This is a genomic window from Saccharopolyspora sp., from assembly GCF_017434145.1.
Lineage (GTDB): Bacteria > Actinomycetota > Actinomycetes > Mycobacteriales > Pseudonocardiaceae > Saccharopolyspora_C > Saccharopolyspora_C galaxeae.
This window is the reverse complement of sequence record NZ_JAFRFW010001044.1, coordinates 1-12,345: the sequence shown is the minus strand read 5'-3', so window position 1 is coordinate 12,345 and position 12,345 is coordinate 1. Positions and strand designations below refer to the sequence as shown.

The window sequence follows — 12,345 nt, the reverse complement described above, 5'->3', positions numbered from 1 at the left end:
GCTGCTTTCCCCGCCGCGCCGCAGCCGTCGACGACCACGCGGCCCGCTCCTCCTGCCGTCTCGAACCGGGGCGAGGCGGGAGTCCCCCGCACCCGCGCCCCCGCGACTGTGCGCGAAGATGACCCCGTGACTCGGATCGTGGCCGGCAGCGCGGGCGGACGCCGCATCGAAGTGCCCCCGCGCGGTACCCGCCCGACGTCCGAACGAGTCCGGGAAGCCGTGTTCAGCGCGCTGGAAGCGAGCGTGGAGCTGGACGGCGCGCGGGTGCTCGACCTCTACGCGGGCTCCGGTGCGCTCGGGCTGGAAGCCCTTTCCCGCGGAGCCGCGCACGCCACGTTCGTAGAGGCCGACCGGCGCGCCGCGCAGATCGTCCGCCGCAACGCCGGCTCCCTCGGTTTCCGGCAGATCCGGATCGAGCAGGCCAAGGCCGAGACGGCGCTGGCCGACACTGGGCAGGCCGATACTGGGCAGGCCGATACTGCGCTGGGAGCGCCGCCTGCCGGACCGTTCGACGTGGTGTTCGCCGACCCGCCCTACGACCTCGACCCGTCCAAGTTGGACTCGGCGCTGCGCGCGCTGGCGGCAGGCGGCCGGCTCGCGCCGGGCGCGGTCGTGGTGCTGGAACAGGCGGTGCGCAACGGAGATCCGAGCTGGCCGGAACCACTGGCGGCCATCCGCAGCCGCCGCTACGGCGACACCGTCGTGCACTGGGCGGGCAACGAACCCGCGTGATCGGTGACGCACGCCACGCGACGCCTGATGGGCACCCGGGCCGGTGCTAACGTCGGCGCTCATGAGGCGTGCCGTGTGTCCGGGCTCCTACGACCCTGTTACCAACGGCCATCTCGACATCATCGAGCGGTCTTCCGGGCTGTTCGACGAGGTCGTCATCGCGGTGCTGGTGAACAAGAGCAAGCGCAGCCTGTTCGGCGTCGACGAACGCATCGAGATGCTGCGCGAGGTCACCGAGCCGTGGCCGAACGTGCGCATCGACTCCTGGCACGGCCTGCTGGTGGACTACTGCCGCAACAACGGCATCGGCGCGATCGTGAAGGGCCTGCGCGCGGTCAGCGACTTCGACTACGAGCTGCAGATGGCGCAGATGAACCAGCGGCTCTCCGGGGTGGAGACGCTGTTCATGTCCACCAATCCGCTCTACAGCTTCCTGGCCAGCTCGCTGGTCAAGGAGGTCGCGACCTACGGCGGGGACGTTTCCAGCCTGGTCCCGCCGAAGATCGAGCAGCGCCTGGTGAAGCGCGTCGCCGAACGCGCGGCCGAGGACGGCTGAGGTCCGCTCGGGCGATCGGTCCCGCGGCTTCCCGCATCGGGAACGGGAGATGTACCGGGAACGACCTGGAGCCACTGCCGGGTGAACTCCGGGTGCAGCAGGCTTCGGGTTCCCGCCAAACCGCCCGGTGCGGCCGGGCGGCGGGGCTAGCGTCCGGCGCATGAGCATCTCGTCCAGAGCCATCAAGGTCGTTCTTGCCGGACTGCTCGCGATGGCGGGCCTGTTCGGCTTCTCCAGCGCCGCGGTCGCCACCGCCCCCGCGCCCGCGGCCCCGGTCCAGGTGCAGCAGGCGCCGTGCGGCGAAACCGGCGAGTTCGCCCCGGTCAAGCTCTCCGAACTGCCGCCGGAAGCCACCGACACGGTCAACCTGATCAAGCAGGGCGGCCCGTTCCCGTACCCGCAGGACGGCCAGACCTTCAGCAACCGCGAAGGGATCCTGCCGGACTGCGCCGACGGCTACTACAAGGAGTACACGGTGGAAACGCCGGGCAGCGACGACCGCGGGGCGCGGCGCTTCGTGGTCGGCGACGGCGGCGAGTACTTCTACACCGAGGACCACTACGAGACGTTCTCCATCACCGACATCAACGCCTGATCCGCTCGTTCCCCGGCACCCGTCGCGCTGCGCGGCGGGTGCCGGTCTGTTCGCACCGCGAGATGTCGATCACCCGATCGGCGGCAGCCGCTTCCGCGGTCAGGTGAAACGGGACACGCGCGGCGTAGTTGCGCCCCGCCCGCCGCCGGTCACGGCACACTGGAGATCGGCCGACCCGTGATCGCCGGGGCCGGGGTCTGGTGTCATGCTTTGCGCTCCGGACGGCTACGACGGCAGGGAGATCGAGGTGTACCGGGTTTTCGAGGCGCTCGACGAGCTCGTGACGATCGTCGAGGAGGCGCGCGGCGTTCCGATGACGTCGGGCTGCGTGGTGCCCCGCGGCGACGTGCTGGAACTGCTCGACGACGTGCGCGACGCGCTGCCGCAGGAGTTCGACGACGCGCAGGACGTGCTGGACCACCGCGACGACGTGGTGTCCAAGGCCGAGGCGCAGTCCGGCAAGGCGATCGGCGATGCCCGCACGGAGGCCGACCGCACGCTGTCCTCGGCGCGCTCCGAGGCGGAGCAGATCCTCTCCGACGCCCGCGACCGGGCCGACCAGATGATCGCCGACGCGCGCGCGGAGGCCGAGGAGTCGGTGACCGCCGGCCGCCGCGAGTACGAGGACCACGTCAGCCGCGCCCAGTCCGAGGCCGACCGGATGGTGCAGGCCGGGCGGGCCGCCTACGAGCAGTCCGTGCACGAGGGCCGCACCGAGCAGTCCCGGCTGGTCGCCGACACCGAGGTCGCCCAGGCCGCGCACAGCGAGGCGCACCGCATCGTGGAAAGCGCCAACGAGGACGCCGAGCGGCTGCGCAGCGACTGCGATGCCTACGTGGACTCCCGGCTGGCCGACTTCGAGGACCTGCTCAGCCGCACGCTGCGCACGGTCGGGCGCGGACGCCAGCAGCTGCGCAGCCCGGTTGGCGTGCCGTTCGACTACGAGGACGCCCGCTCGGCCGTCGCGACCAACGGGCAGGACCCCGAGAGCTGACCGCGCGGGTGGGGCGATTCCAGGTGGTCGCGGCGGTGGCGTAGGCTGGAGCTACTGGCCGTGCGGGATTCGCCCGTTGTCCGGGGTCCGGGTTCCGGATGCTCCGGTTTCCGGATGTCCCGGTTTCTGGATATCTCGGTTTCCGGATGCCCTGCTTCCGGAGATCCGAGGCACGGACCGCCCGGGTCGCAGGCGTCCGCGTTCCAGATATCCGCGTCCGAGCTCCGGGAGTCGCGGAGTCCGGTTCCGATCGGGATTCCCGCACCACCGGCGCTCGCCGGTGCCCGGGACGTCCGCACCAGGCCAGCACACCGCCGGAACCCAGCACCAGCTGGGACCCTTCGCCGCAACGAGATTCAGTGATGTCCGAGAACCGTGATGCCGCACGCACCGCCCAGGTCGGTCCGTGGGTGCTCGACACCCGCGAGATCGGGCACCGCGCGGGCAGCAGCCGCCAGTACACCCGCAGTGCACCGGTACCTGCCGGGTTCGGCCTGGATCTGATCGGGGTGGCCGAGGGGGAGCCGGTCCGGCTGGACCTGCTGGCCGAGTCGGTGGTGGAGGGCGTGCTGGTCTCCGGCACCGCGTCCGCCGAGCTGGCCGGTGAGTGCGCGCGCTGCCTGGACCCGGTCGCCGACGAGATCGAGATCGAGCTGCGCGAGCTGTACGCCTACCCGGACAGCACCACCGACAGCACGACCGACGAGGACGAGGTCAGCCGGGTGCAGGACGAGCTCATCGACCTGCAGCCCGCGGTGCGCGACGCGATGCTGCTGGCGATGCCCAGCTCCCCGGTCTGCGCGGAAGACTGCCAGGGGTTGTGCGCCGGGTGCGGGGCCAAGTGGGCCGAGCTCGACTCCGATCACACCCATGAGACGATTGACCCTCGCTGGGCCGCGCTGCGTGAGCGGTTCGGCGGAATCGAAGAGGAGAACTAGTCGTGGCCGTCCCCAAGCGCAAGATGTCCCGCTCCAACACCCGGCACCGCCGGTCGCAGTGGAAGGCTTCCGCTCCGAACCTGGTGCAGTGCTCCAACCGGTCCTGCCGGGAGCAGAAGCTGCCGCACGTGGTCTGCCCGTCCTGCGGACAGTACGGCGGCCGCCAGGTCGTCGCGCCCGCCTGACGCCGCGGGTCGCGGAGTGGGGGGAAAGCAATCCCGGAACCGCGTCGCGGACGCGGACCGGACCCCGTTGTTGGCAGCGCTCGGCGTCGAGCTCGACGCCGAGCTGCTCACGCTTGCCCTGACGCACCGCTCCTACGCCTACGAGAACGGTGGGCTGCCGCCGAACGAGCGGCTGGAGTTCCTCGGCGACGCGGTGCTCGGGCTGGTCATCACCGACCGGCTGTACCGGGAGCACCCGGACCTGCCGGAGGGGCAGCTGGCGAAGCTGCGCGCGAGCCTGGTGAACATGAACGCGCTGGCGGGCGTGGCCCGCGGGCTCGGCGACGGCGGTCTGGGCGAGTACTTGCTGCTGGGCCGTGGTGAGGAGCTCACCGGCGGCCGGGACAAGGCGAGCATCCTCGCCGACGGCTTGGAGGCCGTGCTCGGCGCGGTGTACCTGCAGCACGGCATCGACGTGGCGCGCGGGATGATCTACAAGCTGTTCGAGCCGCTGCTGAACGAGGCGCCGCAGCGCGGTGCCGGGCTGGATTGGAAGACCAGCCTGCAGGAGCTCACCGCCGCCACCGGGCGCGGCGTGCCGGAGTACCGGGTCGAGGAGCACGGGCCGGACCACCGCAAGGAGTTCAACGCCTTCGTCTCCGTCGCGGGCGACACCCTCGGTGAGGGTGACGGGCGCACGAAGAAGGAAGCCGAGCAGAAGGCCGCCCAGGCGGCTTGGCGCTGGCTCTCCGAGCGGTCCGACGAGCAGGCCGCGCCCGCCGGGCAGGATGCGCCTGCCGAGTCCGATGCGCCCGCCGGGCAGGACCACGACGCGGGCGCTGAGCAGGACCAGGCCGCCAGCGGGGACTCGTCGCGGTGATCCGGCCGGGCGCTCGCCCGGCTCGCGGCCCCGCGGGGCCGATTGCGGTGGAGAGGTGCGCGCGTTGCCCGAATTGCCCGAGGTCGAGGTCGTCCGGCGCGGCGTGGCCGAACACGTCGCGGGCCGCACGTTGTCCACGGTGGAAGTCCTGCACCAGCGTGCGGTGCGCAGGCACGTGCCCGGTCCGCAAGATTTCGCGGGGCGGCTGGCCGGTCGCACGGTGTGGTCGGCGCAGCGCCGCGGCAAGTACCTGTGGCTGGAGCTCGGCGACGACCTGCCCGCGCAGGACGATCTGGCCGGGCGCACCCAGTCGACCGAGTTCGTCGGCACCGCAGACGGTGCGGTGCCCGGCGAGGCGTTGTTGACCCATCTGGGCATGAGCGGCCAACTGCTGGTGCAGCCGCAGGGCGCCGCGGACGAGAAGCATCTGCGGGTGCGGTTCCGGTTCACCGACGGCGGCCCGGAGCTGCGGTTCGTGGATCAGCGCACGTTCGGCGGGTTGAGCTTGGCCGACCTGGTCGACGTGGGCGGCGTGGCGCTGCCGACGCCGGTGGCGCACATCGCGCCGGATCCGCTGGAGAAGGTTTTCGACTCCGAAGCGGTCGTGGCGAAGATGCGGTCGCGGCGCACCGGTGTGAAGCGGGCGCTGCTGGACCAGTCGCTGGTCTCCGGCATCGGCAACATCTACGCCGATGAGGCGCTGTGGCGGGCCAAGATGCACTGGGCGCGTCCGACGGAAACGTTGACGCGGCCCGCGGTGCGGCGGCTGCTGGAAGCGGTGACCGAGGTGATGGCCGATGCGCTGCGGGCGGGCGGCACCTCGTTCGACGATCTGTACGTCAACGTCAACGGCGAGTCCGGCTACTTCGACCGTTCGCTGGCGGTGTACGGCCAGGCCGGACACCCGTGCCCGCGCTGCGGCGCGATCGTGCGCCGCGACTCGTTCATGAACCGCTCCTCCTACACCTGCCCGTCCTGCCAGCCGACACCCCGCAACGCGCACTACTGAGCCGGTAGTTACCGCCGGGCGGAGTCGATCCGCAGCAGGACCGTGCCGTGCGCGGGGACGTCGGCGGAGATCGGGTCGGTGGTGCGGTAGTGGTGGCCGGTCCACAGGTTGCGGATGCCGTGATCGCCCGGTGGCAGGCGGAGTTCGGCCGGCGTGGTGCTGATTCGGGCGGGTTGGTCGCTGCGGTTGTAGAGGGCGACGGCGGTGCCCTGTTGCAGTGGGCGCGTCCAGACCTGGTGGTCGCCGCCGGTGACGCGGTGTGCGGCGTGGCCGAGCGGGTCCTGATCGACGGCCAGGACTTCCGGGTTGGTGAGCAGGTCGTGGTCGGCCGGGCTCATCCGGCTCGGGTCGTTGCCCGCGATGAGCGGGGCGGCGAACATCGCCCACATGCTCAGATGCGTGCGCGCTTCTTCGTGGTTCAGGCCGGGGTGGCCGTTCACGTCGTGCACGCCGACTTCGAGCATGTCCGGGTCGTTCCAGTAGCCGGGCGCGGGCCGGTCGGGGAGTCCACTGAGGACTTCGATGATGTTGCGCACGCCCATCGGATGTTCGTTGGTGTGCCCGGTGTCCCAGACCGGCTGGATGTCCTCGGTGCTGCGCGCCAGGTGCGCGACGCCGCGCCAGCTCTCGGTTTCTCCCGGTGCGCCGGGGAAATTGCTGTTCGGGTTGATGCTGTAGGTGATCGGCCTGCCGGTGGCGGCCAGCGCGTCGCGCATCGTGGTGGACGCGGCGCGGGCGGTGCGGGTGGAACCTGCGCCGTGGCACCAGTCGTACTTCAGGTAGTCCACGCCCCAGGCGGCGAAGGTCCGGGCGTCGCCGAGCTCGCGGTCGCCGCTGCCGGTGCTTCCCGGGTAGGCGCCGGTGAATTGCGCGCAGGTGCGCACGTTCGGCGACATGTAGAGGCCGAATCGCAGGCCCCGGGAGTGCAGGTAGTCGCCGAGGGCGGCCATTCCGCTCGGGAAGCGTGCGCGGTCGGCGCGCAGGTTCCCTGCCGTGTCGCGCTGCGGTTCGTACCAGCAGTCGTCCACGACCACGTTCCGGTAGCCGGCGTCGCGCATCCCCGAGCGCACCAGGGCGGCGGCGGCGCGCCGGACCGTGGCCTCGGCGATGTCGCAGCCGAAGGTGTTCCAGCTGTTCCAGCCCATCGGCGGAGTTTTCGCCGGGAAAACCGGAAGTTGTTGCGCCGCAACGGGTTCCCGGGGTGCGGCGGATCCGGTCGCGGACAGCACCAGCAGCAGTGCGGCGGTGATCCGCAGGATGCTCCGGCGGTTCATCAGCGCGGCTTCGCGCAGTCGTAGAGCCGCGTTTCGCCCGCCGGAACCGGCTCCGTTCCGCCATATTCGGCGGGAGCCACGGCGGTGCAGTGCGCGGCGACCCAGCCCATCGACTCGTCGACTACCCGGGTGTCGACCTCGCCGCCCATGCTGCGGACGCCGGATGTCCCGTCGGTCCACACGAAGCGAAGTTCGCCGTCGCGGACGTATCGCTGGAGTTCGTCCACTGTGGGCGCCGGATCGTTGCCGTTGTAGCCGCCGACGGCCATCACCGGCTCGCCGGTTCGCAGGATGACCGGTGCGGCCACCATGGCGCCGACGGTGGCCACGAGCCAGGTTTCGCCGTGGTGCCGGGCGGTCAGGTAGCGCACCGCGGAGTCGGGTAGTTCGCTGCTGCCGCCCGGGCCGCCGCGGCGGGAATTCTGGCCCGGTGATTGAGCATTCGGCGATCCGCCGTCCAGGCTGGGGGAGTTCGGCGCGCTCGGGTCGTGCTGTCCGGGAGGGTTCTGCGCACGGCGGGCCTGCGAACCGTCCGACATCGGGCCGCGGCCCCGTCCCGGACCGCCCGGACCACTCGGACCGCCGCCGGACGGTCCCGCGCTGGGGAAGGTCGACTGCACCGGTTCGCTCAGCGGAGTCAGCGCGTAGGACATCGGCCCGGACAGCATCGCCACCAGACCCGCCGTTCCTGCCGCGACCAGCAGCTTCGCCCTGCGCATCCGCCGCTGGCGCGTGAACGCCAGCATCAGCCCGAGCACGCCGACCGACACCGCCGTGAGCACCGCGACCACCGGCGGCAGCCACGGCAGGAAATCGGAGCCGGAGAGCAAATACCCGCACCACACGCCGGTGCAGCCGACCGACAACGGGAACAGCGCGCCCCACCAGGACGAGACGCGGTACAACCGGGCCATGCTCACCACGCCTATGCCGACTACGGCTGCCAGCGGAGGCGCCAGCGCCACGGTGTAGTACGGGTGCCAGATGCCGGAGGCGAAGCTGAACACCGCGGCCGTCACCAGCAGAGTTCCGGCCCAGAGCAGGAAATCCGCGCGCTGCGCGTCCTTGCGCGGGCGCCCCCGCAGGTAGACCAGCGCCGCGACGGTGCCGAACGCGGCAAGCGGGAACAGCCAGGCGATCTGCCCGGCGACCTGGCCGCTGACGAGCCTGGTCAAGCTGCCTTCGTCCGAGCCGGGACCGCCGCCGGGACCGCCACCAGGCCCGCCATCAGGACTACCGCCACCGGGCCCGCCCGGCCCGCCGGGCGGCATCTGCCCCGGCATCCCACCGGGTCCGCCGGGACCACCCGGCCCACCGCCCATCATCCCGGGCGAAGCGATGTGCTCCTGCCCGAAGACGCGGCCGAGGCCGTTGTAGCCGAGCAGCAGCTCACGCACGGTGTTGTCGGTGCTGCCGCCGACGTAGGGCCGCGCATCGGCGGGCGTCGCGTCCACGGCGACCATCCAGGACGCGCTCACCACCGCCAGCACGGCCGTGGCCACACCGAGATCCCGCAACTTCCGCGTCCAGCGCGGTTTCCCGGCCACCAGGTACACCACCGCGATCACCGGAAGCACGAAGTACGCCTGCAGCATCTTCACGTTGAACGCGAGCCCGACCGCGACCGCGCACCACACCAGCGGCAGCAGCTTTCCGGAGCGGATCGCGTTGGACGCCGCCCACAGCGCCAGCGCGCCCAGCAGCACCAGCAGCGCGTCCGGGTTGTTGTGCCGCGCCATGACCACCGCGATCGGAGTCACCGCCAGCACCAGCGCCGCCAGCAGCCCCGCCACGTGGCCGAACGCGCGCCGCACCACGTGGTGCACGACCCACACCGTCAGCACCGAGGCGATGGCCTGCGGCACCAGCAGGCTCCACGTGTTGAACCCGAACATCCGGGCCGACAGCGCCTGCACCCACAGCGCCAGCGGCGGCTTGTCCACCGTGATGAACGAACCCGCGTCCGCCGCGCCGAAGAAGAACGCCTTCCAGCTCTGGGTCATGCCCAGCACGGTCGCCGAGTAGTAGGTGTTCGCCCACTCGTTGATCGACAGCGCCCACGTGCCGAGCACCGCGGCCAGCGCGAGCACTCCGATCAACGCGGGGCGTGCCCAGGGCGGATCGGTGACCTCGCCCAGCACTAGCCGGGCTGCGCGAGACCGTTCCGGGTTGGTCAACACTTCTCCTCCGCTCGCCGTTGCGGCCCGACGGTGCCGCGCGAAGCTGGGAACCGGCTGGGAACCCGGTGGGAATCCCGCGATCGATCCAGCGCCCGGCCGCCCCGGTGCGCAGCGGTGCCGCGGGGCGCGTGCCCGCGGCGGCCCGCCGATTCCCAGCCAACTCCCATTTCGTTCCGAGGTCCTGGACAACCCGGCCGTGCTTCATGGAGCACGGGTCGCCATCGGTGCCGGCCGCGAGCTACGAGCGGGAGAGGAATGAACGTGATGCCGCATGGAAGTGTCGAGACCGCGCGGCGGGGCACTGCGCCGCGCGCGACGGCCACGGTCGATCTGGTGATACCGGTCTACAACGAGGAGCGGTCCCTGCCGGGCTGCTTGCAGGTGCTGGGGGAGCACTTGAGGCGGGATTTCCCGTTCGACTGGTCGATCACGGTCGTGGACAACGCGAGCACGGACGGCACGCTGCGGGTGGCGAACGAACTGGCCGAGACGATGCCGAACGTGCGGGTGCTGCACCTGGACCGCAAGGGCCGTGGTTTGGCGTTGCGCACGGCTTGGGGCTACAGCGACGCGGACGTGGTGGTCTACATGGACGTGGACCTCTCGACCGGGTTGGACGCGTTGTTGCCGCTGGTGGCGCCGCTGGTCAACGGTCATTCGGACCTGGCGGTCGGGTCGCGGCTGGCGCCGGGTTCGCGGACCGTGCGCGGGACCAAGCGGGAAATGATCTCCCGCGCGTACAACAAGGTGATCCACTGGACGCACGGCGCGCGGTTCTCCGACGCGCAGTGCGGCTTCAAGGCTGCCCGCACCGATGTGGTGCGTCCGCTGCTGCACCAGGTTTACGACGATGCGTGGTTCTTCGACACGGAGTTGTTGCTGCTGGCCGAGCACAACGGTCTGCGGGTGCACGAGGTGCCGGTGGACTGGGTGGAGGACGTCGACACCCGCGTCAACGTCACCAAGACCGCCACCGACGACCTCGCCGGGCTGCTGCGCGTCGCCCGCGCGAAGGTGACCGGTGCCGCGACGGTGACCGGGCTGCCGCGCAGGCCCGAGCCGCGCGCCGAGCATCCGCAGGCGGTGCTGGCCGAGCGGGAGAACGGGTTGCTGTGGCAGCTGTTCTCGTTCGGCCTGATCGGCATCGTGTCCACTGTGGTCACCTCGGTGCTGTACGCGCTGCTGCGCAGCTGGTGGCCACCGCTGCTGGCGAACCTGGTGGCGCTGACCGTGACGACGCTGTGGAACACCGAGGCGAATCGCCGGTTCACCTTCGTCGGGCGCGCCGCCGCCTCCGGCCGCGTGCACCTGCAAGGGCTGATCGTGTTCGTCCTGTATTACGTCGTGACCTCCGGGGCGCTGCTGTGGCTGGACGCGGCGGCGCCGGATTCCTCGCGATGGCTGGAAGTTCTCGTGTTGATCGTGTCCTCGGTGGTCGGTACGGCGCTGCGGTTCGTGCTGCTGCGCTCGTGGGTGTTCCGGCCCGCCGCCGACAACCCCGCTGCCGGAGACGAGGCGGAGACCGCCTCGATGAGCGAAAAGGAAACAGCATGACCACCACGGCCGTACTCGGCGCGCCCACCACGGGCGCGGCCGACGCCACACACCGCAGCCGGTGGCAACCGGCGGCACTGGCGGCGATCTGCTTGCTCGCCGGCGCCCTCTACGCGTGGGGAATCGGCGATTCCTGGGGCAACAGCTACTACTCCGCGGCCGTCAAATCGATGTCGCAGAGCTTCGAGAACTTCTTCTTCGGCTCCTTCGACCCGGTCGGAGTGGTCACAGTGGACAAACCGCCGATGGCGCTGTGGGTCCAAGTGATCTCGGTGCTGCTGCTCGGCTACAACAAAGTCGCGATGCTGCTGCCGCAAGTGCTGGCCGGAGTCGCGGCCGTGTTCCTGCTGCACCGCACCGTGCGGCGATGGGCGGGTGAGCACGCGGCGCTGTTGGCGGCGCTGGTCATGGCGCTCACCCCGATCACCGTGGCGATCAACCAGGACAACAACCCGGACACCCTGCTGGTGCTACTGGTCGTCGCCGCGGCCTACGCGCTGACCCGGGCCTTGTCAGCGGAGCGTGCCTCGCGGGCCAGCTGGTGGCTGGCAGCCTCGGCCGCGCTGATCGGCTGCGGCTTCCTCACCAAAATGCTGCAGGCCTGGATGGTGCTGCCAGTGTTCATCGCGGTCTACCTCGTGGGCCGCGAGACCTCGTGGACACGACGCATCGCCGATTTGGCCATCGCAGCAGCGACCGTGCTGGTGTCGTCGTTCTGGTGGGTCGCGGCAACCATGCTGTGGCCCGACCCCAAGCCCTACATCGGCGGCAGCGAAGACGGCTCCGCACTGGACCTCATCCTCGGCTACAACGGATTCGGCCGGGTCCTCGGCGGCGAGGGCAACGGAGGCGGTGGCTGCGGACCGGGCGGTGGGCCCGGTGGCGGCTTCTCCGGCGAGGCCGGGATCCTGCGCTTCGCCAACGAAAAGCTCGCGGGGCAGATCAGCTGGCTGATGCCGCTGTGCGCGCTGGTGCTGATCGCCGTCGTGGTCGGTGCCGTGCTGCGGCGGCGGGCGGGTGAGCCGTTCGACCGCAAGCGCGCGGCGGGCTGGTTGCTGTGGGGTGGCTGGCTGGTGCTGATCTGGTTCATGTTCAGCTTCGCCCAGGGCACGATGCATCCCTATTACACGACGATGCTGGCTCCGGCGATCGGTGCCGTCGCGGGCGCGGGAATCGTCGCAGCGTGGCGCGCTTACCGGGCGCCGCAAGGGAAAACCTGGCTGCTGCTGCCGGTCGGCGTGCTGCTCACGGTCGCTTGGGCGGTGGTGCTCGTTTACCGCGATCCGGAGTGGAACGTCTGGGCCGCGTACCTGGCGATCGGTTTCGGCGTGCTCGCGGTGGCGGCGTTGCTGCTCGGGCGGAGCCGGGCCGCGCTCGGCAAGGTCGCGTTGACGTTGTCGCTGGCCGCGGCGCTCGTGGTGCCGAGCGTGTGGTCGGTGGCGGCCGCGGCCTCGGGGGAGAGCGGCATG

At 71.1% G+C, this 12,345-nt stretch carries 12 protein-coding genes; 10 read left to right on the top strand and 2 right to left on the bottom strand.

All coding sequences use genetic code 11. The annotated features are described in order from the left end of the window. Positions 1-126: 126 nt before the first annotated feature. The 8 genes from rsmD to mutM all read left to right on the top strand — a co-directional run bounded on the left by rsmD (position 127) and on the right by mutM (position 5,868). Complete coding sequence (gene rsmD, locus IJH84_RS28555; protein ID WP_200070207.1) at positions 127-732, top strand: 16S rRNA (guanine(966)-N(2))-methyltransferase RsmD; 606 nt, start codon at positions 127-129, stop codon at positions 730-732. A 61-nt stretch (positions 733-793) separates the two neighbouring features. Continuing rightward, positions 794-1,288, top strand: a complete 495-nt coding sequence (gene coaD / locus IJH84_RS28550) for a pantetheine-phosphate adenylyltransferase (protein ID WP_200070206.1) — start codon at positions 794-796, stop codon at positions 1,286-1,288. 160 nt (positions 1,289-1,448) lie between these two features. Further along, positions 1,449-1,883: a ribonuclease domain-containing protein gene (locus IJH84_RS28545; RefSeq protein WP_200070205.1), complete on the top strand. Its 435-nt coding sequence runs from the start codon at positions 1,449-1,451 to the stop codon at positions 1,881-1,883. Positions 1,884-2,130: 247 nt separating this feature from the next. Next, positions 2,131-2,877 (top strand): DivIVA domain-containing protein, encoded by a 747-nt coding sequence (locus IJH84_RS28540; protein ID WP_200070398.1) that lies wholly within the window; start codon positions 2,131-2,133, stop codon positions 2,875-2,877. A gap of 362 nt (positions 2,878-3,239) precedes the next feature. Next, entirely contained in the window at positions 3,240-3,815 is a 576-nt protein-coding gene (locus tag IJH84_RS28535; RefSeq protein ID WP_200070204.1) for a YceD family protein, read from the top strand. Between the two features lie 2 nt (positions 3,816-3,817). Further along, a complete protein-coding gene (rpmF, locus tag IJH84_RS28530; RefSeq protein ID WP_200070203.1) occupies positions 3,818-4,000 on the top strand; it encodes a 50S ribosomal protein L32 in 183 nt (60 codons plus the stop codon). A gap of 70 nt (positions 4,001-4,070) precedes the next feature. Beyond that, on the top strand, positions 4,071-4,859 hold the full coding sequence (gene rnc / locus IJH84_RS28525; protein WP_233627451.1) for a ribonuclease III: 789 nt from the start codon (positions 4,071-4,073) through the stop codon (positions 4,857-4,859). 64 nt (positions 4,860-4,923) lie between these two features. Beyond that, positions 4,924-5,868, top strand: coding sequence for a bifunctional DNA-formamidopyrimidine glycosylase/DNA-(apurinic or apyrimidinic site) lyase (gene mutM / locus IJH84_RS28520; protein ID WP_295151120.1), 945 nt, complete (start codon positions 4,924-4,926; stop codon positions 5,866-5,868). Between the two features lie 8 nt (positions 5,869-5,876). Here mutM and IJH84_RS28515 read toward each other — a convergent pair whose 3' ends face one another. Both IJH84_RS28515 and IJH84_RS28510 read right to left on the bottom strand, forming a co-directional pair. Beyond that, positions 5,877-7,142: a glycoside hydrolase family 27 protein gene (locus tag IJH84_RS28515; RefSeq protein WP_295151118.1), complete on the bottom strand. Its 1,266-nt coding sequence runs from the start codon at positions 7,140-7,142 to the stop codon at positions 5,877-5,879. Continuing rightward, positions 7,142-9,319 (bottom strand): glycosyltransferase family 39 protein, encoded by a 2,178-nt coding sequence (locus IJH84_RS28510; RefSeq protein ID WP_295151116.1) that lies wholly within the window; start codon positions 9,317-9,319, stop codon positions 7,142-7,144. Before IJH84_RS28510 ends, IJH84_RS28515 begins: the two co-directional genes overlap by 1 nt. 267 nt (positions 9,320-9,586) lie before the next feature. On the opposite strand from IJH84_RS28510, the gene IJH84_RS28505 reads away from it, so the two are divergent. Together IJH84_RS28505 and IJH84_RS28500 are read left to right on the top strand one after the other, a co-directional pair. Beyond that, the gene (locus IJH84_RS28505) at positions 9,587-10,876 is read left to right on the top strand and encodes a bifunctional glycosyltransferase family 2/GtrA family protein (RefSeq protein ID WP_295151114.1); all 1,290 of its coding nucleotides are present in this window, start codon (positions 9,587-9,589) and stop codon (positions 10,874-10,876) included. Continuing rightward, on the top strand, positions 10,873-12,345 hold a 1,473-nt coding region (locus IJH84_RS28500; RefSeq protein ID WP_295151112.1), incomplete at its 3' end, for a glycosyltransferase family 39 protein. The genes IJH84_RS28505 and IJH84_RS28500, both read left to right, overlap by 4 nt.